Annotated in this window: 22 protein-coding genes; 6 read left to right on the top strand and 16 right to left on the bottom strand. The window is 45.7% G+C overall.

The features are described from left to right. Positions 1-60 precede the first annotated feature (60 nt). The 4 genes from ACRBG0_RS23530 to ACRBG0_RS23515 are packed head-to-tail and all read right to left on the bottom strand — an operon-like array spanning position 61 to position 6,280. On the bottom strand, positions 61-2,820 hold the full coding sequence (locus ACRBG0_RS23530; protein WP_431489292.1) for a CHAT domain-containing protein: 2,760 nt from the start codon (positions 2,818-2,820) through the stop codon (positions 61-63). A gap of 10 nt (positions 2,821-2,830) precedes the next feature. Further along, complete coding sequence (locus tag ACRBG0_RS23525) at positions 2,831-4,942, bottom strand: S8 family peptidase (RefSeq protein WP_431489291.1); 2,112 nt, start codon at positions 4,940-4,942, stop codon at positions 2,831-2,833. Between the two features lie 40 nt (positions 4,943-4,982). After that, positions 4,983-5,714 (bottom strand): tetratricopeptide repeat protein, encoded by a 732-nt coding sequence (locus tag ACRBG0_RS23520; protein ID WP_431489290.1) that lies wholly within the window; start codon positions 5,712-5,714, stop codon positions 4,983-4,985. 5 nt (positions 5,715-5,719) lie between these two features. After that, on the bottom strand, positions 5,720-6,280 hold the full coding sequence (locus tag ACRBG0_RS23515) for an RNA polymerase sigma factor (protein WP_431489289.1): 561 nt from the start codon (positions 6,278-6,280) through the stop codon (positions 5,720-5,722). 117 nt (positions 6,281-6,397) lie between these two features. On the opposite strand from ACRBG0_RS23515, the gene ACRBG0_RS23510 reads away from it, so the two are divergent. The 3 genes from ACRBG0_RS23510 (at position 6,398) to ACRBG0_RS23500 (ending at position 9,968) form a co-directional block, all read left to right on the top strand. Next, entirely contained in the window at positions 6,398-7,207 is an 810-nt protein-coding gene (locus ACRBG0_RS23510; RefSeq protein ID WP_431489288.1) for a hypothetical protein, read from the top strand. A 124-nt stretch (positions 7,208-7,331) separates the two neighbouring features. Further along, the gene (gene fbp / locus ACRBG0_RS23505) at positions 7,332-8,354 is read left to right on the top strand and encodes a class 1 fructose-bisphosphatase (RefSeq protein WP_431489287.1); all 1,023 of its coding nucleotides are present in this window, start codon (positions 7,332-7,334) and stop codon (positions 8,352-8,354) included. A gap of 591 nt (positions 8,355-8,945) precedes the next feature. Next, positions 8,946-9,968, top strand: coding sequence for a pirin family protein (locus tag ACRBG0_RS23500; protein ID WP_431489286.1), 1,023 nt, complete (start codon positions 8,946-8,948; stop codon positions 9,966-9,968). Positions 9,969-10,310: 342 nt separating this feature from the next. On the opposite strand, the gene ACRBG0_RS23495 is transcribed toward ACRBG0_RS23500, so the two are convergent. Both ACRBG0_RS23495 and ACRBG0_RS23490 read right to left on the bottom strand, forming a co-directional pair. Continuing rightward, positions 10,311-10,616, bottom strand: coding sequence for a hypothetical protein (locus ACRBG0_RS23495; RefSeq protein ID WP_431489285.1), 306 nt, complete (start codon positions 10,614-10,616; stop codon positions 10,311-10,313). 13 nt (positions 10,617-10,629) lie between these two features. Beyond that, entirely contained in the window at positions 10,630-11,955 is a 1,326-nt protein-coding gene (locus ACRBG0_RS23490; protein WP_431489284.1) for a vanadium-dependent haloperoxidase, read from the bottom strand. Between the two features lie 283 nt (positions 11,956-12,238). On the opposite strand from ACRBG0_RS23490, the gene ACRBG0_RS23485 reads away from it, so the two are divergent. Beyond that, positions 12,239-12,502 carry a phosphopantetheine-binding protein gene (locus tag ACRBG0_RS23485; protein WP_431489283.1) on the top strand — a complete coding sequence of 88 codons (264 nt, stop codon included), beginning with the start codon at positions 12,239-12,241 and terminating at the stop codon, positions 12,500-12,502. 428 nt (positions 12,503-12,930) lie between these two features. On the opposite strand, the gene ACRBG0_RS23480 is transcribed toward ACRBG0_RS23485, so the two are convergent. From ACRBG0_RS23480 to tsaE, 9 genes are all read right to left on the bottom strand, one after another. Next, positions 12,931-13,272, bottom strand: a complete 342-nt coding sequence (locus tag ACRBG0_RS23480) for a hypothetical protein (protein WP_431489282.1) — start codon at positions 13,270-13,272, stop codon at positions 12,931-12,933. A gap of 376 nt (positions 13,273-13,648) precedes the next feature. Next, positions 13,649-15,097, bottom strand: a complete 1,449-nt coding sequence (locus ACRBG0_RS23475) for a GWxTD domain-containing protein (protein ID WP_431489281.1) — start codon at positions 15,095-15,097, stop codon at positions 13,649-13,651. A gap of 119 nt (positions 15,098-15,216) precedes the next feature. Next, the gene (locus tag ACRBG0_RS23470; RefSeq protein ID WP_431489280.1) at positions 15,217-15,594 is read right to left on the bottom strand and encodes a hypothetical protein; all 378 of its coding nucleotides are present in this window, start codon (positions 15,592-15,594) and stop codon (positions 15,217-15,219) included. A 185-nt stretch (positions 15,595-15,779) separates the two neighbouring features. Continuing rightward, a complete protein-coding gene (locus ACRBG0_RS23465) occupies positions 15,780-17,261 on the bottom strand; it encodes a tetratricopeptide repeat protein (RefSeq protein WP_431489279.1) in 1,482 nt (493 codons plus the stop codon). Between the two features lie 221 nt (positions 17,262-17,482). Further along, complete coding sequence (locus tag ACRBG0_RS23460) at positions 17,483-18,466, bottom strand: hypothetical protein (RefSeq protein WP_431489278.1); 984 nt, start codon at positions 18,464-18,466, stop codon at positions 17,483-17,485. A 425-nt stretch (positions 18,467-18,891) separates the two neighbouring features. Further along, positions 18,892-19,887 carry a tRNA (adenosine(37)-N6)-threonylcarbamoyltransferase complex transferase subunit TsaD gene (gene tsaD, locus ACRBG0_RS23455; RefSeq protein ID WP_431489277.1) on the bottom strand — a complete coding sequence of 332 codons (996 nt, stop codon included), beginning with the start codon at positions 19,885-19,887 and terminating at the stop codon, positions 18,892-18,894. Positions 19,888-19,895: 8 nt separating this feature from the next. Further along, complete coding sequence (locus ACRBG0_RS23450) at positions 19,896-20,510, bottom strand: L-threonylcarbamoyladenylate synthase (RefSeq protein WP_431489276.1); 615 nt, start codon at positions 20,508-20,510, stop codon at positions 19,896-19,898. Position 20,511: 1 nt separating this feature from the next. Next, the gene (locus ACRBG0_RS23445) at positions 20,512-21,174 is read right to left on the bottom strand and encodes a hypothetical protein (protein WP_431489275.1); all 663 of its coding nucleotides are present in this window, start codon (positions 21,172-21,174) and stop codon (positions 20,512-20,514) included. A 3-nt stretch (positions 21,175-21,177) separates the two neighbouring features. Then, entirely contained in the window at positions 21,178-21,639 is a 462-nt protein-coding gene (gene tsaE / locus ACRBG0_RS23440) for a tRNA (adenosine(37)-N6)-threonylcarbamoyltransferase complex ATPase subunit type 1 TsaE (protein WP_431489274.1), read from the bottom strand. A 173-nt stretch (positions 21,640-21,812) separates the two neighbouring features. Between tsaE and ACRBG0_RS23435 the strand changes: the two genes are divergently transcribed. Continuing rightward, complete coding sequence (locus ACRBG0_RS23435) at positions 21,813-22,274, top strand: hypothetical protein (RefSeq protein WP_431489273.1); 462 nt, start codon at positions 21,813-21,815, stop codon at positions 22,272-22,274. 109 nt (positions 22,275-22,383) lie between these two features. On the opposite strand, the gene ACRBG0_RS23430 is transcribed toward ACRBG0_RS23435, so the two are convergent. Next, entirely contained in the window at positions 22,384-23,454 is a 1,071-nt protein-coding gene (locus ACRBG0_RS23430; RefSeq protein WP_431489272.1) for a hypothetical protein, read from the bottom strand. Between the two features lie 329 nt (positions 23,455-23,783). Between ACRBG0_RS23430 and ACRBG0_RS23425 the strand changes: the two genes are divergently transcribed. Beyond that, positions 23,784-24,245, top strand: a 462-nt coding sequence (locus ACRBG0_RS23425; RefSeq protein WP_431489271.1) for an RNA polymerase sigma factor, incomplete at its 3' end; no start/stop codon positions are given.

Genomic DNA, 24,245 nt, shown 5'->3' with positions numbered 1-24,245 from the left:
AGCCCAAACTAAGCCTTAATGTTCACACAACAGTTGTACTAACATTAATTTAGAATCAATCTAAGAACGTGTTCTATTCCAGGTATAGAAACTTCCCAACAATACTAAGCCTACAAGCGCCAACCAGGTGTATTTCCACAACCCCTTACCCGATGATATCAAGGGATGTTGATCACCATAATAGGTTAATCCCGCCCAGTAATAAGGCGATTTTTGAAAAGAGGGAATATCAGGGTTATCTAAAAAAGAAAGCTTTGCCCGCCGCAGCGCCTCCGCTTTGGGTTGATTAGCGGCTAATTCTTTATAAAAATCGCCCATTAATTGACTGGTAAAGCGGTCATTCAAATTCCATAAACTGGCAACCACACTACCGGTACCTGCGTAGATAAATGCCCGCCCCAGCCCCAATACGCCTTCGCCACTGGCCAGTTGCCCGGTTTGGGTTTGGCAAGCACTTAAGACGACCATTTCAGCGGGGATAGATAGTTTGTAAATATCAGAAAGGGTCAATATGCTATCGTAAAAAACAATGTGCGGCGCCTGCTGTGGCGAATAACCAAAAGCATGCGTTGAAAGGTGCAAAATTTGGTTTCCTGACTGCTTGGAAAGAAATGCCCGCTTGGTGGCTGCTCCATCCCTTAGCAACGCTGCTGGAAAATATTCACCAATGGTGGCCAACTCCTCTCCGCTATAAGTCAGCTGCGCATAATCGCCCTTGCCCTGTCCGGCAAAAGGAGCCAATGCCAATAAAGCCCCATCTGTCCCTGAGCGCTCTGTCCTGGGACGAGCGTACAAGGTCGCCGAATAAGCATACAGCAGCCGTGAACTACGTAGTAAATAATCAGCTGTAGCCAATTGGGTATTATTCGCTTTGCTGGCAATCAGTGTCTCAAAAGGCAAGTAAGCCAGTGGACCAGCAGGAATGATAATAAGCTGACTGGGAAAATCCGAAAAAAGCGGCGCTATCAACAAAGTATACAACTCATAACTCTGGCTAAGAAACGCCTCAGGAGCTTGCTCTATTTCCTGATTGGATTGAAAAAAAGCAAGGTAGTTGGTTAGTATTTGGGCCAGTTTCTCCTGTGGGCCCAAGTCTACAATATGGGTCGCTCCACTGATAACGCTCAGGGCGTAAACGTTGCGAGTTCCCCAAAAGTAATGTAAAAGCCCGCTGCCAGTAGTCGACAAAAATTGCGCCTGAAACTGTGCTTTATCAACCAAGTGGTGGTTTTCTTTACTGGTGCCAAACTGAGGATAAGTGGCTGCCAGATGTTCGTAAAACGCACGCAGTTGCTCCTGTGCACTCAAGAAGATCGCTTCTACTTGTTTTTGCCCCCCTTCTTCCACTGCCTGTAAAGCGAACTCTGCTTCTCGTAATTCATTTTTCAGGTGCTGTTCAACAATCCGTAAGCTATCGGAAATACGACTTAGCAACTGTGCCCCTTGCACAGCCTCCAGTAGTAGAACCGACTGGCTTTTTTCAAAGAAATGGAAGGCCTGGTCGCCATCTTCCAATAAATAGGTGCATTCGATAGCGGCTTCATAAAATGGTAACACTTTCTGCCTCCAGAACAATTGGGTCGCTTGATCGTAATGCCCTTGCCGAATTTGGTCAATCAGATAATCCCCCGTTTGGTAAACAAGCAGAGCCCGACGGAGCTGGTCAGGGTCTTTATTTTTCTGATAGAGGGCTTTGTGTGCTAAGGCCACATCCGTAAAATAAGTAAGCAAATCAAGCTTGTGCGGAGAGTATTGGATAAGTTGATAAATCGTTGAACCTTGGCGGGGCGGTAAAATGGTTTCAACCGCTTTCAGGTAAGCGGCCAAAGCCGCCTCTGGTTGGTCCATACTCAGGTAAAGCTCTCCGGTATTATCGTGGCTTTGCGCAATGATTTCCAGCGACTCACAGATTTCTGCCAGTTCCAAACCTCTATTTAACACCTCCTCTGCCTCTTGAAAAAGCTTGATCTCCAGGTAGGCTACCCCTAAATTATTTGCCACTAAGGCGGCTCGAACGCAATTGCCCCAATCTTCATACCCAGCCAGTGCTTGCTGGTAATAACGAATGGCTTCTTTCTTATTTCCCAATTGATCATAAACCAGCGCTATCTGGTTCTGACAAGCGAAAAAATCTTCCTCTTCCTCTTGCGTTCTAAAAATCTCAAGTGCGCGTTGCAGGGTATCCAGCGCCTGCAGCCCCTCTCCTTTCTCCCAGAGCAATTGTCCCAAATCAAGGTATGTTTTCGCTAGGCTAGATTGATCATTCTCTTCTTCTGCGACATCCCGGGCCAGCCGGAAATAGGCAGCTGCTTCTGTAAAAGCTCCTTCGTTTTGCCATACCTGCCCCAATTGTCGATAACTGACCTGCAAACGACCCTTGAGTTCCAAATCCTCATAGACTTCTACTGCTTTTCGTAAATAGGGTTTAGCCTGCAAATAACTTCCCCGCTGTTTTAAAAAATAGCCTAGGTTGAAATTCGACTTGCCTTGTGCCAAGGTATATGTGTCCAGGTTCACAAGTTCCCATTGCTTCTGAGCTGCATGTGTAAAAATGATGGCAGAATCCAATTGCTCCTTGCCATAGTAAGCAGTTCCCAATCGGTGAAAAACAAGGGCCAAGGAATCTGGCCATTGGCCACATTTGGCCAATTCAAAGTGGGTTTGATTCAATTCCTCAATATCACCTTCCTGAATAACGGCACTAATGGTTTTAGAAAAAGAACAAGGAGCCGATTGTGCCAACAGGCTTACCTGCACAACAAGTAAGAGTAAAGGAAATATGTTTTTTACCAATCGACACTTTAATGGTATAGTAGGCAAAGGCTGTTCTTTAAATTTTAATAAACTTAGTGACCCAATATGCATCTTCCTGTTGAATCTGTAGAAAATAGCTCCCAGCAGGAAGGGCATTCAAGTTCAGACCTGTCACTTGTCCTGTTGACCACGAAGGCTGTTGATACTCCAACATGGTTACTCCTCTCATGTCCACTATTCTCAGTTGAGTAAAACCTCCTTCCGCTTCTGCACGTACCTGAATTTGCTGGCTCGCAGGATTAGGATAAAGGCTAAACTGAGGTGATTGGGTTCCCGGAACAACACCGACTGGGGTAATACAAGTCTTATTGAGTTCTAAACGTCGCATCTGGATGATATCTGGGAAATAGGGCTCAAACTGCTCCGCACAATCCAATAAACGGTCTTTCGCTTCGAGTGGCCCGGCACAATAGGCCACTGCCAGAGCGGCACTAACCGCCGGAGCTGCCATGGAGGTACCAGACTTCGCCCCCATTAAGTTCCCCTGAATATCGCCATAAGCAGGCCGAGGTAAGGAAGATCGAATACTGTCTCCCGGCGCTGCTATATCCACTAAGGTATTACTGATATTCGAGAAATCGGCCAAAGCTATTGTTCCATTAGGATCAAATAATTCTGCCGCCACACTGATCATGTTGTTATTGGCATAACAAGCGGGGTACTGCAACAGGGTATCTAATCGCAGACCTTCATTACCAGCGGCCGATACGACATAGGCACCAGCTAGCTCAACACTGTCCAGTGCATTTTGCAAAATTTCACTAGGATCTCCATAAAAGCCCCAACTGTCATTGATAATCCGAGCGCTATCCTGAATAGCCTGATAGGTAGCACAGGTTACATTAAAGAGGGTCGCAATACCATGCTCATCGTGGGTTTTATAAGGCAAAATCTGGTAGCTGCAATTGTCTTGATTCTGGTTGAGTGTCCGCAACGTTTCGGCTACAATCCCAGCTACGTGAGTACCGTGGCTGTTGTCATCAAAAACATTATTGAGGCTATCGACAAAATTCCAGCCGATAGGATCATTTACCAAACAGTCATTATCATCAATATCAGGGATTCTGTAAATAAATTCGCTCACCCATGAGTGGGTAATATCCAGGCCGGTATCCAGAATTGCGACACGCAAAGCATCTACGGGGCTGGTAGCGAAAGGCAATAAATCTGCTGGAGTGAGAGCCTGTATTGGCACATCTTCTCGGTCTTGAAGCTGGGTGCCGTTGTAATAATTATAATCTACTCCATCGACTTTTGCTGTGCTTCCTGTGCCTTTTTTATTAGAAAGAATACCTATTGATCCACCATCAGGGCCTTGGTTATCTCCAAAATTAAGAGGGTCATTGGTGAGTTCCCAAAGCTCGAGGCGATCACAAACGCAGGTAGATATTTTTACAGCTCCTACCGTATCACGGATGGCTTGTTTTTCTGGTTCTGTAACGCCAGCAGCAAACTGCACCACCAGCTGCTTGGGTACATACGCCCAACCGGAAGAATCCACCTGATAATTATCGTAAGGTGCACCAAAATTAGCGAGGCTGTCGCCAAAAAAGGAAGGCCGTGTTTGTGGGTACGGATAGTCGTCAAAAAACTGAACATCATCAATGAGCCAGAAATAATTGGTGCCTTCAAAGATAAATTCCAGTTGTACGTTTTCGTTATTGGATGCCCCTTCAGTGATGTCTACAATTTGCAGATCGCGGTGCGAAGTTTCAATATTGACACCAACATTGGCATTCAACTGAATACTCTGAGCAAGTGCTCCTCCTACAAGAATATTTAACCGGGTAGCTCCCTGCCAACGTCGGTAATACTGTGTAAAACGAAGAAAAACGGTAGCGTTACCCGAAAAATCATAGGGGCGAGAAACCACCCTGCCTATGTCTCCTGCTGCCGCCCGATAAGCAAGTGCTCCCGGTCCAGACACCGATCCTATCGGTGGGCGGCCATCCCAAAAATTGTTGGCACTATTGGCACGGCCATCAGCTGACCATTCCCAACCGGTACTACTGGTCCAGCCATTTAGATCGGTATCAAAGGTATCCTCGTCCAGAACGGTCTGTGCAACCAAAGGGCTTGCAACCGCCAATAGGAATAATATCAGGCATGATTTTTTAAGTAGGTTCATATGTGTTAAATAGGTTTGTAAGGATAAATCATTCAGCAGATTAAAGTTCTTCCAACAACTGAGCGGCCTTATCATACAGTGCAGGATCTGAATCGTCAAGTTTTTGCAATTCGGCTTTCGCTTGAGCAAACTCTTCTGTCTTCAGGTAACTCAATGCCAAGTACCAACACCCATAGTTGCGTAATGCGCTATTGCCCTCTGCCAATTTTTCAAATAGCTGCCGAGCTTTGGTTGTACGCCCCGTTTCTAATGCGCTGATCCCAAGCGCCAGTTGGAGCTGTACATTTTCGGAAGACAAATCCGTCAACTCATTGAGTAAATCGTAAGCTGTCTTGTAATCCTTCTCACCATAAGCGACCTCTGCCTGTTGGGCCAGGGCCAGCGCATCGCCTTTTTCCACCAACGCCAGTGGTGGATGTTGGGCATAAGCCTTGTAAAGGTTACCCGAACCAAAAGGGTTCCAAACAAGCAACACCAGCGCGATAGCAGCAGCTATACCTAACCCCACGTAGAGTCTGCGGCGGGCTATCGGTACGATTTTTGTTGCCTTTTCAGCCGGCGAAAAATAGGTGCCGCCCAAGTTCTTCATAGCCGCTTCTAAATCTGGTTGCTGGGCTTTCGTACGCAAATAAGTATGCATCTGTTGCCGGAGTTTCAGTTCCTCAGCCAAAGGCTCCTCTTCTTTTATGCGTTGTCGGAAAGCAGCCTTTTGATCATCGGGCAGTTCGTCCTGTAAATACTGATCGAGTAATTTGTAGTCTTTTTCTTCCATCTTCCTTAATTTTGAGCCTGATACAAGGTGCGCCAGCGGCCAACACAAGCGTTTTTCCTGCGATAAACGGTATTGGCATCATTCATCCCCAATTGCACCGCGGCCTCTCCGGAAGATACGCCCGAGATCAATAAATGGAGTAGTTTTTGACACAATTCACTTAGTTGTTGAAAGCACGCATCGAGCTTGCGCTGCCTTATTTGCTCTTCTTCAATGGCTTCCAGCATAGGTACCAACGAACTTTCATCCTTATATCTCTCTTCCTCCCAATTTCTTACCTCTGTCTCTCTATTTTTTTTTCGCAACTGGTTCAGCCACTTATTTTGGCATATCCGAAAAATAAGCGCACCTAGCGGACAGGTAAGAACAAAGGAGTGATCGTTGGCCTTTTGGTGTAAAGCGATGATTGCTTCCTGGAAAACATCTTGCGCATCCTCCTCGTGCCCATTGTTCTTGATGATCCACGAACGGATTGTCGGAGCATGTTCTTTATACACCTGGTTTAGGATGGAGAAGTTGCCTGCCCTCATGGCTTCAATAATATGTTGATCGGTGTGTGCTTGCATTTTTTATCCTTGTAGAGCAATGATAAGAAATCTAAGATACTTATTTTGGTAATGCTCTTCTCGTCTTTGCCATTTCCTCTTCTTGGCGTATATTGAATCCCATACAAATAGAAACAAATGCTTCTAAACTGTCCTCATTGTAATGCAGCCATTCCTGGCTCAGAAATTAACATCCCGGATAATATCGCCAAATGTGCTGAATGCAATCAGGTTTTTCGAATCAGCGATGCTGTCGATAGTTCTTTCAACAATGAGCACAAGACCCACCTGATGATGCCCCAAGGGATCGAAGTCGTGCCAGGCTTGCAGCTCGACATTAAACTAAAATGGCGCTTAATAAGTCGCGTAAGAAGCTACTTTATCATCGGCACTATGTTCACAGCAATTCCTCTAGTCGGAATTGTAGCGCTAACATCAAATCATCAAGAACTTCCTTTTTTTGTTCCTTTTTTTTTAGGCTTGTTCTTGCTCATTGGTGTTTATTTCTTGTTTAAGGCCATTTCCTTTTTAATCAATACCACCTACCTCAGTGTCACGGCTTTCGAGCTTCGTAGTGAACATCGGCCTATCAATTTTCTCGGTTGGAAAAACTTACAATTCTCACGCGACCAAGTGGCCCAATTATATGTAGAGCGCTATGAAGAAAGCCGCACCAATGACCGTGCTGATTATGCCTACAATGTGCTCGTCTTCTTAAAAAACAAGGAAATCGTCAAGCTGATCAGCGGCTTAAAGAACCCACGAGTAGCTTTTTATCTGGAGCATCAAATCGAAAAATACATGGGATTGAAAGACCGTCCAATGGAGGGAGAATACATCCCCGGCCAGCGTGACCCCCGTTTAATGCTGGAAGTAGCAAAGCAACTGGAAAAGATGCCCGCCTTTTTACAGCGGATAGTCAAAGACAAATTAGAAAAAGAGCAATAACATGAATTTTTGTAAAAACATCGTGACACAATTTCCTTTTAAAAAAGCGGTTGCGATAAATCACCTTTAATATCACCCCCTGATTCGTACCTTTACTGCAACAACCATAATAAAACCGACATCAATGGATCGTATCGTTACCCTTGACGAATTCATCATCAAACGCCAGAAGGATTTCCCTTATGCCTCCGGAGAGCTTACCGGCTTGCTGCGAGACATTGGCGTTGCCGCCAAAATCGTCAACCGTGAAGTCAATAAGGCCGGCCTTATCGGCATCCTTGGCCGTGCAGATTCGGAAAATGCTACTGGCGACGAAGTCCAGAAGCTAGATCTTTTCGCCAATGAAAAACTCATCGAATGCTTACGCAATAGCGGCGAGTGTGCAGGTATCGCCAGTGAAGAAGATGAAGACTTCATCCCACTAACGCCCGTTGATGGTAAAGAATCAAAGTACATTGTCGTTTTCGACCCACTCGATGGTTCCTCCAATATTGATGTTAACGTCTCTGTAGGTACGATTTTCGGCATCTATCGTCGGATAAGTCCCCTCAGTGAGCCTTGTGACAAAACGGATTTCCTCCAAAAAGGCACTGAGCTTGTAGCTGCTGGTTATGTGCTCTATGGCACCTCTACCCTACTGGTCTACTCTACTGGTCGTGGCGTCAATGGTTTTACACTCGACCCTAGTATCGGCGAGTTTTGCCTTAGCCATCGTGATATCCGCATTCCTGATCGTGGCAATTACTACTCTGTCAACCAGGGCTACTACCTCAAGTTTGATGTAGAAATGCGGCGCTATATCGACCACTGTTCAGACCTCAACCTGCGCCTTCGCTATATCGGCAGCATGGTCAGTGACATTCACCGTATCCTCTTCCAGGGCGGCATCTTTTTGTACCCCAACACCCGCAAATTCCCTCGTGGAAAGCTCCGGTTGGTTTACGAATGCAACCCGCTTGCTTTCATTGTTGAACAAGCCGGAGGGCGTGCCATCACCTGCCAGCTCAAGCGTATTCTGGACCTCGAAGTAAAGCACTTGCACCAACGGGAATCTATCGCTATCGGCTCACCAGCGATGGTTGATGAGATGCAAGAATTTGTAGATCGCTACAGCGCAGCACCGAGTTTTGGTAAAGAAATAGCTTAGCGCTTAGGGCTTTATGGGCCATGCCTTCTCCCTTTTTTAGCTCCATCCTCCAGCAGCTCCTTCCTCGCGAGGAAGGAGTGACGTAAAGTACGTGTGCACTGCAATTTTAGAGGTTATGTAATTTCAGGAAACCGTCACGCATTAGTGCCCCAATCGTACCAGTACGATCTACGGTTGGGGCACATTTCGAATATGTAGGCTCGTCGTAGTCCCCAGACTATCCCGACCTTCTTGGTCGGGACATTATCTTTCTGGTCTCCTGACCAGCGTAAAATGGGCTAATACTGACTGCTGGTCGGGAGACCAGCGGGATATAACATGTTAGTTCGGAAACTAACATGAGCGGTTTGAGTTTTTTTTCTGAAATTTTCTACTGCACCTGATTGATTTGAATTCTGTTTATTTGGGCAATTACACTTAAATCCGCTTTCAAAAAGATGTGTCCCAACCGTAGAACACAATCATACGATTGAGATACTCGCTCCTCACCAGTTATTTATTTCCTTATCCCTTAGCTTGACCACAAAAATTGTCAGAGAAAGTAACTTTTTTGCCTCCCAACGGTTATGTATAAAAATAACTTGTAGCTACATGAATTCTTCGCCCATTCTCCAGATTAGTCCATTAGGTTTTCCCTGGAAAACACAGGATCCTTTCTTGTTTTGTGTCTACCACGCTGATGATTACCCAAAAGGGAATGAAAACATGGGACCAGATGCGTCTTTAGTCGGACGCAACCTTGGGCAAGACTTTGTGATTAAAGATGGCTGGCGTATGTACCACGGCCAGCAAGTGCCGGGGTTTCCTGCTCACCCCCATCGTGGTTTTGAAACCGTGACCATCGTAAAGAAGGGGCTGGTCGATCATTCCGACTCTTTGGGCGCTATGGCCCGATTTGGTCATGGTGATGTACAATGGCTTACCTCTGGGAAAGGCCTGCAACATGCTGAGATGTTTCCGCTCCTAGAGCAAGAAAAGAAAAATCCGTTGGTGCTTTTTCAATTGTGGCTGAATTTGCCGAAGGTGAGCAAGTTCGTCGAACCCCACTTCCGGATGCTGTGGAACGACATGATACCACAGGTTGTTCACCAAGACAACAATGGCCACACCACGGAGATAGAACTTACGGCAGGCACCCTTGGCGAGGTTTCTGGTCCCGCTCCTACGCCCAATTCCTGGGCCGCTGACCCGGCAAATGAAGTCGCTATTTTCACCATCAAGATGGCGCCTGGCGCTGAGTGGACATTACCACTTGCTTCTGCTGAGGCCAATCGCTCTCTTTATTATTACGAAGGAGATAGCCTGAGTGTAGCAGGGCAAAGCATTCAACCCAACCACGGTATGGAACTACGGGCGGATCAAGAAACGATCCTCAAAAACGGCGAAAAAGAGGCTTATCTCCTTCTACTGCAAGGAAGGCCGATCAATGAGCCAGTCGTACAACACGGCCCTTTCGTGATGAACTCACAGGCTGAAATAATGGAAGCGTTCCAAGAATATCAACGCACCCAATTCGGTGGCTGGCCTTGGTCGAGTGCCGCACCTGTACATGCCCGCGAGCAAGGTCGCTTCGCTCGCCATATCGATGGCACGGTGGAGGAGAAGGATGGTTGATGGAAAGGGAAGGGTTTTAAAATGGGAAGTCGGATTTTTTTTGACACCTTCTATTTGTTGTCCCCTCCTATTGCCGTATAGGCTTGGTATCAGTAGACCAATGAGAATCCTGTAAAAATCTAAAGCCAGTGCGCAGGCCAACAGGCCGTAGCTCGGGGCGCGGAGCGACCGAGGACAAGGGATAGGCAGGAGCGGTAGCGACCGATAGCCCGGTACCGTATTGGCGGTTGCACCGCAGCGCCAATACCGGTATGGCCCCTAACCAGCAATAACACAAAAGCCTCTTGGAGTATTAAACTTTAGGTGACTTCTTGGTGCGTGATCTTGTACTTATGTACGTTATTAGTTCATCCAACTCAGCCCATTGCGGAGTAAAAGGCCGGCAATACCTGCAATCAAGGGAGCCAGCACACAGATGACCATAAAGCGGTAATAAACTTTCGGTACCCTGGAGGTCTCCACAAGTTCTACCATTTTGGCAATGACCAAAATAGAAAGCGCAATCCCTCCCAATATCATACTGAGAATGAGGGCGAGGTAATCGTTCCAAAACCAAAGAAGAAGGTAGATCACTAATTGTACCAAAAAGGCTTCAATCGTGACCAGCTTATCCAGTAGTGGATGTTCCTGACGGAAGGGAGTGCTCATAATTATATTAATCTTACTTAATCTTCAGTTTAGCATTGATAAACTTACCAACAGCTTCGCCTTGGTCTACACCGTTAAAACAAGCAGGTGCATAATGGATGCCACCATACAAGCGTGATACTGCTGCCTCTTCGCTGGCTGCCAAGAAACTTTCGAAACTCCGTACGGGCAGGCCGTATTCTACTTCCACACTATCCACAAAGGCAAAATTATCGCCGTAAAGCTCCGTTAAGGTTACCGCAGCAGCACGACTGATGACGCTGTGGCCACTGGTGTACTCTGGAAAAGGTGGTGTTTGGAGTGCCGGCAACCAGTTTTCATCAATATAACGGTTGATGAATGTTTCTGGGCGTAGCAAACGTGAGCGGTATTTCTCATCCCAACAGCTGATAAAAGCATCTGCAAGAGCGATACTTGTGAGGGAATAAGTTGCGGCGGCTTTAGCAAAATCGGCATCTACCTTGATCGCAGCTTGCATGGCGATTCCCATCCAATGGCCACCGGGGGTGATTTTCTTGGTGGCAAACATCACGTGGCCAGTGGTGTGACTAACGAATGGGTTGCAGTCCCAAAATTCAGCAATTGCCATTTTTTCTTCGCGATCTTCATCCAATACGGTGTAAACTTCCATGACTTCTTCATAGAACTTGCTGTCTTTCTCAAGGCTAAAGGCCGTAGGGGGAGCAGGCGTGAACTGCCCCGAAGAATCTAGCACGAATGGACGGATTTTATTCCAGGAAGGCTCAATGCCATCCATATAACTAGGAGGTGTAGGTTGCCACTCCGCGGGGTTATCGGTAATAGAATATTTGGGAAAAGTACGCGTCTGCTTGTAGTTATCAGTGCTACTATAAGCGATGATGGCAGCAGCAACTTCGTCGCCATAAGCCAAAGAACGCTCCTTTACATCGCCAGGAATACCGATCTCATCGAATTCTGCCATGATCTTTTCACGGAAAACACGCATACTATCTTCTGAAAAAATGAGGGTCTGCCCAACTTTCAGGAAAGCGGTCACGGCTGCCAAAGGATAGCAGTATTCGACCTCTTTCTGAGGTGCAGGAACTCCTGAAAAATCATTCAGCTGGCCAGCTAGCGACTGGTAGTCCGCATTGGCACTAGCCATTACCTCGTAGGCAGCAAGACTGGAGTAAGCATAAATACGACTGGCCACCGGTGGTGAGAAAATGTCGTGCACAATCACATCGGTCAACTGCTTGACGGAGCGGTGTAAATAAGCCGGATCGGCAGCTTCTTGTTGAAAATCAGGGTTTACTTTCTCGCAGCTAAAAAAGGCAGCCAGCGGGAACAATAGGAAGGCAAAATACCGCAATTTCATAGTCTAGATTCTACGTGGTTGATAACATCGAAGTACAAAGATATTAAGATACTGGGTATTATAATATTCTCTGTTCAGTAATAGGGGGATAAAGCCGTTGAAATCATCTAAGAAGTGATTCATCGATGAAAAACGATGGTTGAGCATTTTTTTACATTAATTTCAGTTGCACAGGCAACCAATTGCGATGCTTATCCGTTCTTAAATCGCAATGAGCGAAAATTCGCAACTATTAATCAGACTTTCGTAGGTAACCCGGATTACCACAACAATCACACTATTTATGATGACCATGACAAGCCAAGCGATCGCATCTCCCAAACCCCAAATTAACCAAGTAGTTAATACCATTAGCTGGACCCTCAATGTAGCTCCCCAGCGACTGCTCCCTTACACTCACTTTGTTGATGACCTGCACCTGGATGATGTAGACATGATGCTGCTTATCGCTGCACTGGAAAACCACCTCAAGGTATACCTCACCCCTGAAGAAGTGAATAAAATCCAGACAGTAGGTGATGCTACTCGCTATTTTTCGATGAATTAAGCAGTTAGAGTTTGTTGGGCAGGGTCTCAATTGTCTCCAACTGGCAAATTTCCTCCTGATTTTCGTTATTCGATCAGTCACTACGCTATGGCGTAGCTCCTTCCTCGGGCCTCAATCAGAATAAAATTTGCTACGTTTCGCCTAATCAGACCCTACCCAACAAACTCTTGGCGCTTGTTGGGGATGCTACCCTACCCGACAAACACTAGCTACTACTTTGAAAATTTAAAAAGCTCGATTTGCTTATTGGCAATCGAGCTTTTTTGTTGCAATAATTTAAAGATCCGGTCCTGTAGCTTGTCGGAGGTGCAACCTCCTCACAACGTGTACGAGTTGCTGCGCTCACCAATGGCGTCGGAATACAGGAGGACGAAAATATGTAAATCGATGGTTTTATTTAAAAACCATTGTAACATAAGGAAGTTAGATCAATTATCTCTTTGAATAATTGTCGGTGGAAGTTTTGACGTGAATTTCACCACGCCAAAGGTCAATTCTGAAGCCTCACTAATCACTGGCTTTACCTGCAAGTCCCATAGGCCATGCTCTCTCCTTTTTTCTAAAACTTCTTGGCCTTGCTTCTCAAGCCCGACTAAGGCAATTCCTACAACCTCCCAAATATCATTATTTTGGAAAACGATAAAGTTGCCAACTTTAGGATGACTATCAGAATTCACTTTGATAGTAGCAACTAAACTATCTAAGTGAGAAATTGAGAATACATCAACAATCTCTCCTAAAAAGTCATAAGCTTTGCTTTTGTCCTCCATTTAATGGATTTGTACAGGACTCTTTAGCTTCTTGAAGCTTGGATATTTCATCAGCCCTTCATTTTCACTATGTGATTTTCGTCTACCTCATAATTCGCGACTTAACTGTGCTTCTCCATTGTCCCCTCTTTTGTCTCCCCCTTATTCTTTCCTTTTTTTGTAACTAGCCCTACCTTGATCCCGATATTTATTCTGTTGATTTAATTCTAGAATAGATGCGATCATCTTCAGCTGTAAAACCTACACGGACAAGTTGATTATCACGCATTAAGCGTAATCGAAAAATTAAGAGTTTGGAGTAATTCCATGCTTAAAGAAGGGGGGGCGGGTTTGGGGAAACCTAGGCCCGTCTTTTTTTGTCTATACTTCGCTACCCTCAATAATCCGATAACAGCCTCCTCGACTGGCGGCCGATGTTATCATTGACTTTTTCGCCGTCTATGTAATTGCCGGGATGTTCGCTGGGGGAATCGCGGTAGAGTTCGAGTTCCCATTGTGGGTTGTTGCGCTCTCCGATGACATCGGAATGCAGGAGAATGAAATCGTCGGCAGCCAGGGAGGGGTTGTAGAAAATAAAGCGAACATTATTTTGGTTGGTGCGCTCAATTTCATTGTACGACCACACTTCGTACGGAGGAGCCGAAGGCTCATTTTCACTCCGAGAAATGTCATTAGGCTGGCCGTACTTGATGTACATATAGCCGCGGTCGGTTTCAAACCCGTGGCGAAAACCCGATTGAAACATCTGGTCTACCGCAGCGGCAACCTCCATAAATTCTTTATAAATCTGCTCAGGATTGGTGCGGTTTTCGCGTAGCCAGAAGCCATACAAATACATTCGCTGTGCACGCAGGCTATCATTGCGTAGCATTATGTCCACCAGTTCTACATCGCGCTGCGGCAAGAGTGGCGAAATAGCACGCAGGCTGTATTCTAGTTCCTCTGGCGTCAGGTCTTGTACAAATTCTTCTTCGATCGTCACCGCAGCCATGGCTTCTTCAAAATTCTGGGCATCCACCATCGGGTTGCTGCGCTGGAACATCATCGAACGGGTGCTCAATAAAGCACGTTCCCGGTTCCGTACATCTACGACCAATTGATAGTTTCCGGAAGGTAAATCGCTGATATCCATCCTTAACAAAAGTGGATTCACGTTGGCAGGGTCTTGGCGTTTGTGAGCAAGCATCAACGTTTCTGCTACATCATTTTCCATTTTATCAACCCGATAACTCACCACAAAGGGCTGAGCAATGGCTTGATCACTGTTATATATCTCGTGATAAAAAGTCAATACATTGGCTCCTCTGCCGTAGTAATTGAAAGGTAGCGGCTCCATCAGCAAGTCATTCTTCACCATCGGGCCAGGCGTTGTAGCAGGCTCTACAGCTGCCAGTAGCTGAATATCCGACTGCGCCAGTTGTGCTTCCGGGAAATCCAGGGACAGATCAGCACTGTATCGGCGGGTTTCCTCTGGCAGGTTAGCGTCCGTCACTTCTACCCGAAGCTTATAATCCCCTTCTGGCAATGGGTACCGCTTGAGGTCAATAAAATCTACAATATAGGTACCTACTGGGCTCAACAGGCGAAACTTATCATATTTGATGATATTCTCTCCTTGTTCAAAAAACACCAGTACATCTACCGCTCCCTGCACCGTCGAATCGCTCTGCTCAACAGTCGTAACAGTCTGCCCTGAAACGTGCAGGTAGACTTCTACGTAAGTGCCTTGTGGGCTATTGAACCGGGCAAAGGAAAGGCTGGCATCAAGTGCACTCAGGGGCACACTCAGCATCAGTAAAAAAACTAAAAAGAATAGATTTTTCATAACGGTCGGAATTGGTACGTATCTTACGAAGATACATATAAACAGAGGTCACTCGCCGACTTTTATCCCCAAAAGTCAGGAAGCTGATAGTCTAAGTCTAAACTGGACTTTGCAAAAAGTTACTCCGCTGGCTGGCGCAATACCATCCTGAATTTTTTACGCCGCAGTTCAGTGGTCAGGATAAGTTCTCCTTCGGTGAAAGACTCGATAAGGAAGTCGGCTTCGATCGGACCGCCACGCTGAAGAATGGCCTCCCCATCTAGTTCGTAATCGTAGGCTTCTTCTGTACCAGTCATATTGGTTAACAATTGACCATCTTCCGAAAAATCGAAATACATCCCTTCCATGGTCGTCGTGGGTTCTCCATCGCGTGTTGCACTTTGGATTTCCCAATGGCCCGCCAAATCGGTGGTAGCAACAGCATTATCATCGCCACAGGAAGCCAGAAAAAACAAGGCAATGAAAAACAAGGAAAGCGTAGTAATCTGGAATTTCATAGTAGTAATTAATAGTATAAAGGTGGCCAAGCGCCATTGGCAGTGAAATAGTCTTTTACCAATCACGCTGTGCTTGGATTGCCCCAAGTAGCTTGCTCATTGTTCCTGTACTCAAGGGAGTTAGAGGCCCAACAGCAATTCCGGGGTCAAAAATAGTGGGAAATATGTAAATAAGTGATCAAGCTCTAAAAATCCCTGATAAAATCTTCCAGTGACTCCTCTGAATCCAAAGACAAGCGTTTACGTAGGCGGGATCTCGTCTTCTTGATGCTTCCAACCGAGAGGCCCAGCATATCGGCAATTTCTTTTCGTCCCAGATTTAGTTTTAAGAGCAGAAAAAGTCGTTCTTCTGCTGGTGTCAGGTCAGGAAATGCACTCCGCAATCGAAAGATGTAGTTTGGAAATGACTTTTCAAACCTTGCACGGAAAGTGTTCCAATCATCGTCTGTCAAAATCGTGCTGGTATAAAGGCTTTCCTCCTCCTCTTCGTCAGCAGTAACAACAGCAACAGCACCTGCTAAGCCTTTACTTTCTACTTCCAGCCTTTTCACGGTGCTTTTCAAGCTGTAAATAATTCTGGATTTATCCGTTAAAACGCGGGTCAACTGCATTAAATCCTCCAAGTTTTCCAGTGCTTCTTTGCGGGCCTGTCTAAGCTGCGCTTGCCAGCGCCAAACGATAATTCCAATAATAAACATAGCCACGATTACCACCGTGAAAGCTCTGGTTTTACTCAACTTCGCAGCTGTCAGTTCGGCCTCACTGCGTTTTAAGGCCAGTTCTGTTTGGGCCACTTCGTATTCAGTTTCCAAAAGGGCTATTTGCTTTTGGGTTTCCAGACTAATAAGGCTGTCTTTCAACTCTTCATGCCTAGATACACTTTCCAGCGCCGATTTGTAATCTTCCAAATCCATGTAGGCAAAATAAAGACCAAGGTAATTATTGATCAGGTTATTGGGGAAATCGTGCTCCTGATTAAAAGCAATACATTTTTTGTATTCCTCAATAGCACGCTTGGCTTTCCCTTGGCGGCGGTAGGCACTGGCCAGGTTATTCCTGTTTTTACCTTCACTTTTGTGATTTCCAAGTTCCTGGTTGATCAATAATGCCTGCTCAAGGTAAGGAATGGCCTTATCTGGCTCGCGAGTCAACAGGTACAAACTTCCAAAATTCCCGTAAGCCGTTCCCAGTTGTCGTTTTTCACCAAACTTTCTTAAAAGCGGAATTGCCTCTTGAAAATACTGTTCCGCTAAAGTGAAGCTATCGAAATACATGAATTTCGAGGCCACTTGTTCAAGGCTCTCCGCATAACAAAGACTATCTCCGGCAGCAGCACAAAAGCGGGCAGCATCTTGGTAATGCACCAATCCTTCTTCCTCATTTTTCAGGTAGTTTTTCAAAAGGCCCTGCCAGTAACTTGCCCAACCCAGCCAAGCATTATTTTGAGCTTCTTCCGCTATTTTATTCGCTGCCAAAAGACAAGCAGCAGAGGCTACGTAGTCATGGAGTTTGAGGTAGTCATAAAAGACGTAAAGTTGTCCAAAAAATTCATACTGACGGTTTCCATCGGCTTCTGCCTTGGCTAAAAAATCCTTGTGAATTTCCAATCTCTCCTCATAGCCAAGGGAAGAATTCTTCGGAACAGGATCGGCAGCCCTATGGTCCACTCGAATACTGTTTTGGGAATAAATTATCGTACTACATATTACTAAAAAGAAGACCAGGGAAATCCGAAAGAAGTTTTTTGCACGCGCCGTAGCTAAGACCATTTCAATAGTTTAGGGGAGATTGTATTACGGCGCAATTTAAGAAAAATCAGATGCCCGATTTCACTACAGGATAGAAAACAAAACACATATTTTATTGACATATAAACCACGCAGCAATATCAATATTTGATCCGGCAATACTTCTCTTCCTTACTACCAAGGTCTACAAGTGTCAACAAGTATTCCCCTCTCGGAAATTGATCTAAAGGTACAACGTTGAGTATTTTAGGGACAGACACAACAGCGACTTCCTCTCCTTTTTCATTGACTATCTTCAATAGCTTCTCCGCACTGGACAGGCGAAGCAACAAACTCGGGACCTCCCCTAACTCTAAGCCAGGGGCTGCCTTTTTATCCCCTCCAAAGTCGGTTTCTGTCAGGTGATAGCCATCATAATCGACACTCAATTCAAAAGTACTATGACCTGCAACGTTCACCGTCAAAACGGCTATCTCCTCTCCCTTAGTCACCAACCAGCGGGGCCGTAATTCACCGCTACCACCTCCGGGTAAAGTCAGCGATGAGGGTAAAATCACCCCATCCTTATTACTACTAAACCTCAATAAGAGGGTCTCTGCAGATTGATTGCTGAAGGTAAATATCCCGGCAACCGTGTCCCCTATCCTTCCCTCCAGACTAATGGACAAATCAGCAAGCACCAAACTTTGATCCCGGAGAAATAAATACGTCGTACGGTCCCGATCAATTTTCTCTACGTACTGCAGCTTCCAGTGCTCGTCATAAATATAATCATAGGTAGCCCCATCGCGAAAAAAGGTTTTCCGATCTACTTTCCCATTGTAAAAAAAGGTATAAGTACTATCTGTCACTCTCAGTTTTCGAGGGTCTTTTACAGAAGCCAATACTCCCCGCATAAACAAATCTTCCGCACTCATGTCACCGAGCCTACGGCCATCAATGACCGTCGTATCGTCTTGTAATCTGCTCGATTGGTAAATGATTGCTCGCACATTACCCTCAGCATCATAGGTCTTAATGACCCACTGCCGCTGGTTTTCTAAATCGATAACAAGGGTATCTGTCTTTTGCCCAAATACAGTGGCACTAAAGCCTGCCACAAGGAGGAGGAATAGGTATTTCATGCGCGTTTTTATTAATTAGTCACAAACAATATCCCTTCTAAGATGCAAAAAACTTTGCCATGGTGGGGTGCGTCCATATATCTGGCACATACTTAGGTGCGGGGTGCGGGGTGCGGGGAAAATGCTCCATTTTCTGGTTTCTCACTCCCGAATTTTGTGCGAAGTGCTTCGGACCTTGGGCTAATCGTATGATCGCACTGGTACGATTGGCGCAAAAACCAGGTGCGCAGGCCAACAGGCCGAAGCACGAGCGCAGGGACGAGCAGGACAAAGGACAGCAGTGGTACCGAAGGTAGAAACGAATGGCCTGGTGCCGATCCCGTCCCGGCTAGAAAAGTCGGGACGGGAGATGGCATGGCCCCACCTACCCATCTGATTCGCATGAATCCATAAATGTATTTATACGAATGGCCTGGCTAGCTCACCTAAAAATCGCTGATCGACAATTGCAACTGAGGTACTGGCGCCGGATGATGCCCCAAACGCAGATAATCCCAGGTCGCCAGCGCAATCATGGCCGCATTGTCGGTGGACCAACGCAATGGCGGCAAACACAATTCTACGCCCATTTTAGCACAAAGATCACCTGCTTGTTCACGCAACTGAGGGCTAGCAGCAACACCACCGACTACCACCAGCGACTTGACGGGGTATTTCTTTAGTGCTTTGCGGCATTTCGTTAGGAGAATTTCCATCGCTGCTTCCACAAAGGAAGCTGCCACGTCATTTACAATCGGTGCTTCGTCTAAGGCGTTCAGGTAACGAGATACTGCCGACTTCAGGCCAGAGAAAGAAAACTCTAACCCTTTGTGCAACATTGGCCGCGGAAAAGGGATTGTAGCTTGGCCCTGCTTGGCGGCACGATCAACTACTGGGCCGCCGGGATAACCAAGGCCCAACATACGGCTCACTTTGTCATAGGCCTCGCCAACGGAGTCATCACGTGTAGACCCCAACAGCTTGATCTCTGTAGCGCTTTCCATGTGCGCCAAAAAGGTGTGACCGCCGGAAACCAATAAGATTATCGCAGGGTATTTGACCCGTTGTTCTTCCAGGTCTGCACTGCGCAAATGCCCTCGCAGATGATTGACGCCAATCACGGGAACGCCCCAACCCAAGCCCAGCCCCGAAGCCGAGGTGAGGCCCACCAAGAGCGAACCGATAAGGCCCGGGCCGCGGGTTACTCCGATAGCCTCCAAGTCCTCGTGGGTAATGCCTGCATCAAGCAAAGCCTTGTCAATAGCTGGCAGTATCGACTGTACGTGGGCACGGCCAGCCAGTTCGGGAAACACTCCTCCGTATTGGGAATGAATTTCCGCCTGTGAGGCAATTACCGAAGACAATACTTCCCCCTGCGCTGTTACTACCGCTACGGCAGTGTCATCACAAGAAGATTCGATACCAAGAACATATTTAGCCATGTGTCTTTTTACTTTAAGTAAGGTGCTAAATCAGTAGCAGGAATAACTCCTTCCCGCTCAATAACAGGAGGGTTCATGCGGCAGTTGACCAAGGTGGAAGGAATAGTTGGGATGGTGCCTCCATCAATGGCTACATCGGGTGCAAGGTGAAGTTGCTCAAGAATAGCCGCTACCTCCGTAGGCGTGTCATGCCCCGAGGCGTTGGCGCTGGTCACCAGTAGAGGGCCGGTAGCTCGCAAGATGGCCAGCAAATGCTCATCATCAGGAATACGGATGGCTACCTCGTCGCGGCCAGCCAGCCAGCCAACTGTGGGCTTGTCTGTAAAACCAATGGCTACCGTGAGCGCGCCAGGAACGTATTCCGAATTTAGTAAACGGTGCGTTGGCGCATTGATCTCAACCCCTAGTGCTTCCATATCAGCGACATTTGCTACCATAATTGGCAGGTTCATGCTACGTGGGCGATCTTTCATGGCGTACAAGCGATCTACCGCTTCCGGAAAACCGGGATGAACGGCCAAGCCGTAAACGGTATCAGTGGGCAGCATTACTACTCCACCTTGCTTTAAGCTAGCAATAGCTTCTATGACAGCCGTGCTAGATGCTTTCAGGATTTTATTCACCTTATTTAAACATTAACGATTGTTCTGTAATAGGTACTACAAATTTAGGAAACCTAAGCTCCCTGCTACCAAGGTTGGGAAGCATGGGCACCATATCGGTTGCGAGGCCAAACTTATACCCTGTATCATAAATGGTATGTTCAGGGAAAGCAGTGATCAGTTGTTCACGGTGAGCGCCAGCTACTGCCCAGGTGGTATGTTGCCCCAGGGCTTTGCGAACAGTCTCTTCCATCGGCCCATAAAGCGTTTGCTGAACAGCTCCATCTGCATACAAGCCTACGTAGGCATTGCTCTTGATAGATTTTACGGTTACCAAAGTTGGACAGTTGTAACGAGCAGTTGCGGGTGCTCCCAGCAATTCAAAAGTATTTACTGCAATTATAGGAACACCTAGGCTGTAGGCCAAGCTATTGGCAAAAGCTACGCCAGCACGAATGGCACTAGTGCCTCCTGGACCTTGGTTAATGGCAATACGTTCGATCTCACTGGCTTTACGACCAATGGCTTCAAGCGCATGCTTTGCTAGCGCCGGCGCATCTTTTAATGTTTGAAGTTCCGTATGCTGAGTGGAATCAAACAAAATCTCATTCCCCGCACTCAGCACAACACCGTAAGGCAGTGCTGAAGATTCAATACTCAGGCTTATTTTTTCCTTTGCGCTCATAAATCAAGCTAATTTCAATAAAGGCAGACGCTGCTGCCAGCTGGTCCCAACAGGCGAAAAAGTAAATATCCGTGAGGTATTCTCCTGTTCTACAAAGGCAATATCGATCAGGAGGTATTCCTCAAAATCGTCCGCTACCTTTTGCCCCCACTCGATGAGGGTGATGGCTTCTTCAAAATGTTCCTCTAGTGCCAAATCTCTGAACTCTTCGATGCTCTCGATACGATAGATATCCATGTGCAGAAAATCACCACTATTAATACGGTAAAAATTAGCAATGGTATAAGTGGGGCTGGAGATATAATCCTCCGAACCCAGCGCTTGAGCCAGTGCTTTTACGAAAAACGTTTTACCCGCAGCCAATGGGCCATTCAGGATCACCACATCTCCAGGTGTTAACAGCTTACCTAAAGCGGCTGCCAATTGCTGCGTTTCTTCCGGACGCTGCACAGTAATTGTCTGCATTTTTTCTCTTTTTAATTCTGAGAAAACAAACCAGATGGAATTTGGTGCGCAAAGATACAGGAATTGTTTATTTGATTTTTTTGTACAAGCCAATAAACCTTCCTTTCTTGCACTGATTTTGGAGCTTTCGTCAGAAAGAACCCCTTCTTCTTTACAAAAAAACAACTCCCGTCATGATGAAATTTTTCTTCTCAACAGCAGTAATACTACTCACATTCAATTTAATGACCAGCTGCGGAAATACAGAAGGCGCCGCGGAAGAAACAACCGAGGCTGTCATGGAAGAGCAACAGAAAGCTGCCTCCGAGGCCGAAACTACCTTAAAGGAAAAAACTAAAGAAGTTTCTACCTATAAAACACCTGCAGCGATGAAGGAGGCTGTTGAGAGTCTCTCAACAGATATACAAAGCAAAATTACGAACTTCGAAGCTGAATTGAATGATTCCAACGAAGAGGTAGTAGCAATTGCCGAAAAAAAAATCGGTGCCCTCCGCGAATACCAACAATTATTACAGGAATACCAAGGAAAATTTGACAAAATCAACGAAGCCGATGCTCCTGATTTTGGAAAAAACGTAGCCGACTTAGTCAATAAAATCAGACGCGACATTGCTACGTTTGACGATAAAAAATAACCAGTAGATCGAATAATTTGCTTTGTTATTCTTGCAAAAAAAAAGCCCGGGAGCTAACGCTCCCGGGACAATCACCCTAAAACATGTCTACCTGTGTAGACCCCGATTATTACTTACGGTCTGATGATGACATGTCTTCCATCATATCAGAAGCGTTTATCATTTCTTTGGTATACAAGTTATTCAACGTCGACTGTGCCTCGGAGAAAAAATTGTATGCGTGCTTGGATTGGTCAAGGTATAAGGTGTCTGGATCAATCTTTTCAGCGGCGGTACGCAACGATTTCAGATATTCATCGGCCACTACCACACCGTCCAGCTCGGCTACTTCCTCCATCAAGGTTGCTACTGTGGTGAAAGCTACCCTAGCGGCATCAGCATGTGTATTGGCGTATTTGTCATTGGTCATTTCCATCGCTTTACCCTTAATGGTGGCAATGTGCATATTGAAGCCTTCAATTTCTCCATCTACTGTGTTCACCGTGGCTTCAATGGTACGGGTAAGCTTCATCAAGCCATCATAAGTATATTGGTGATCCAACGAAGTTGTACCGTCGATCTCAATATCATTTTTCTTCATCCATGTGTTGTAACGATCGATTTCCCGGTAGTAGGTCAATTCAGGGCTATCTAAATCAATTAAAACGGGAACATACTCAATCGTTTTTTCTTGATTTACGCGGTTCGAAATAGCTTCTTCCAGAAGGAAAAACTCGAAGGCCTTGCGGTAAGAGACCGCATCTTCCATTCTATCAAAAGTTTCCTTCCGTAATCGCTGTTCGTCAATATTGATCTCCCAGTAATCTTCTATATATTCTGCCGATTCTTCGGCTTCATCAGCTGGTCGATCATCTTCTTTCATTTCTTCCACGTACTCATCCATGAGTTCAGTGCGCTTGTCCATGAGCTCACTGCGTTCTTTCATGTACTCCATATATAATGGATCAAGTGAGATAATATGATCTGGCGTTAAGTTTAGTGCTTCATAAGCGTATTCACGGAAACTTACACGCAGGTAAGCATCAAGCATCCGCTCATAATCAGCAACACTTACGTTATCGGTAGCCATCTCTTGTTTCGTTTCGGTAGTACTGGTCATCATATCGCTCCCTGTCTGTGCGAACGCACTAGTTGTCATACTTATAATAAAGAGCAAGGGAAGCATTAATCGGTTAATCATAATTTCTTTTAATTTAAATTCTAAATACGCTTTTGCAACGGGTCATTCCTGCTTGGTGTTCGTTGATTGGTCTATTAATTTTATTATTTAAAAAATAATCTCTCTTAGAGATTATGGTATAGTGTTATTTTCAGGAAACAAGGCTAACAGAAAGAAAAACCGCAACGATAGCTTATCCGCCACCCTCCAAAAACGATACGATATAAAACAAAATGATTAAATATAATCAAAAAACCAAGCCAACAGAAGACACAAAGGACTGAAAATCAAACTATTACAATCTTGGCACAGCTATTGGACTATAGGAAGTGTAATCAAAAAAAACATTTATGTCTACGACCGATTTTTCAAATCAGCTTAACAACCTCGAACTTTTCTTATTTAATTTTGCTTTGCGCCTTACCCACAACAAAGACAAAGCGAAAGACTTGGTACAGGACACTTCACTAAGAGCTTTTCGTTACCGCGAAAAATTCCAAGCGGGTACTAATTTTAAAGGCTGGATCGCTACTATTATGCGCAATACCTTTATTAATAATTACCGCAAAGAAAAGCGCCAACGTACAGTGAGCGAACCTGTAGAAGATTTGGCTTACGGGTTGGAAAGTAAAACAATTCCAAGTTACGCTGCCGAAATCAACTTACGGGTAGAGGAAATTCACCGCAAGATTGATAAGATTGGCGACTTATACGCTGTTCCCTTTCTGATGCATTACCGTGGCTACGAATACCAAGAGATCGCTGAACACCTTGAGCTTCCTATAGGTACGGTGAAAAGCCGAATTTTCACA

Origin of the sequence: Lewinella sp., from assembly GCF_050633125.1 — a bacterium.
GTDB lineage: Bacteria > Bacteroidota > Bacteroidia > Chitinophagales > Saprospiraceae > Lewinella.
This window is presented reverse-complemented; position numbering and strand designations above follow the sequence as displayed.

What these genes read in the sequence shown, in the direction of transcription:
- ACRBG0_RS23495 (WP_431489285.1), bottom strand. Translation starts at nt 10,616, where the DNA reads ATGAGCACTCCCTTCCGTCAGGAACATCCACTACTGGATAAGCTGGTC.
- ACRBG0_RS23515 (WP_431489289.1), bottom strand. Translation starts at nt 6,280, where the DNA reads ATGCAAGCACACACCGATCAACATATTATTGAAGCCATGAGGGCAGGC.
- ACRBG0_RS23460 (WP_431489278.1), bottom strand. Translation starts at nt 18,466, where the DNA reads ATGAAATACCTATTCCTCCTCCTTGTGGCAGGCTTTAGTGCCACTGTA.
- ACRBG0_RS23480 (WP_431489282.1), bottom strand. Translation starts at nt 13,272, where the DNA reads ATGGAGGACAAAAGCAAAGCTTATGACTTTTTAGGAGAGATTGTTGAT.
- ACRBG0_RS23490 (WP_431489284.1), bottom strand. Translation starts at nt 11,955, where the DNA reads ATGAAATTGCGGTATTTTGCCTTCCTATTGTTCCCGCTGGCTGCCTTT.
- tsaD (WP_431489277.1), bottom strand. Translation starts at nt 19,887, where the DNA reads ATGGCTAAATATGTTCTTGGTATCGAATCTTCTTGTGATGACACTGCC.
- ACRBG0_RS23475 (WP_431489281.1), bottom strand. Translation starts at nt 15,097, where the DNA reads ATGAAAAATCTATTCTTTTTAGTTTTTTTACTGATGCTGAGTGTGCCC.
- tsaE (WP_431489274.1), bottom strand. Translation starts at nt 21,639, where the DNA reads ATGCAGACAATTACTGTGCAGCGTCCGGAAGAAACGCAGCAATTGGCA.
- ACRBG0_RS23470 (WP_431489280.1), bottom strand. Translation starts at nt 15,594, where the DNA reads ATGAAATTCCAGATTACTACGCTTTCCTTGTTTTTCATTGCCTTGTTT.
- fbp (WP_431489287.1), top strand. Translation starts at nt 7,332, where the DNA reads ATGGATCGTATCGTTACCCTTGACGAATTCATCATCAAACGCCAGAAG.
- ACRBG0_RS23525 (WP_431489291.1), bottom strand. Translation starts at nt 4,942, where the DNA reads ATGAACCTACTTAAAAAATCATGCCTGATATTATTCCTATTGGCGGTT.
- ACRBG0_RS23430 (WP_431489272.1), bottom strand. Translation starts at nt 23,454, where the DNA reads ATGATTAACCGATTAATGCTTCCCTTGCTCTTTATTATAAGTATGACA.
- ACRBG0_RS23510 (WP_431489288.1), top strand. Translation starts at nt 6,398, where the DNA reads ATGCTTCTAAACTGTCCTCATTGTAATGCAGCCATTCCTGGCTCAGAA.
- ACRBG0_RS23435 (WP_431489273.1), top strand. Translation starts at nt 21,813, where the DNA reads ATGATGAAATTTTTCTTCTCAACAGCAGTAATACTACTCACATTCAAT.
- ACRBG0_RS23485 (WP_431489283.1), top strand. Translation starts at nt 12,239, where the DNA reads ATGATGACCATGACAAGCCAAGCGATCGCATCTCCCAAACCCCAAATT.
- ACRBG0_RS23500 (WP_431489286.1), top strand. Translation starts at nt 8,946, where the DNA reads ATGAATTCTTCGCCCATTCTCCAGATTAGTCCATTAGGTTTTCCCTGG.
- ACRBG0_RS23445 (WP_431489275.1), bottom strand. Translation starts at nt 21,174, where the DNA reads ATGAGCGCAAAGGAAAAAATAAGCCTGAGTATTGAATCTTCAGCACTG.
- ACRBG0_RS23520 (WP_431489290.1), bottom strand. Translation starts at nt 5,714, where the DNA reads ATGGAAGAAAAAGACTACAAATTACTCGATCAGTATTTACAGGACGAA.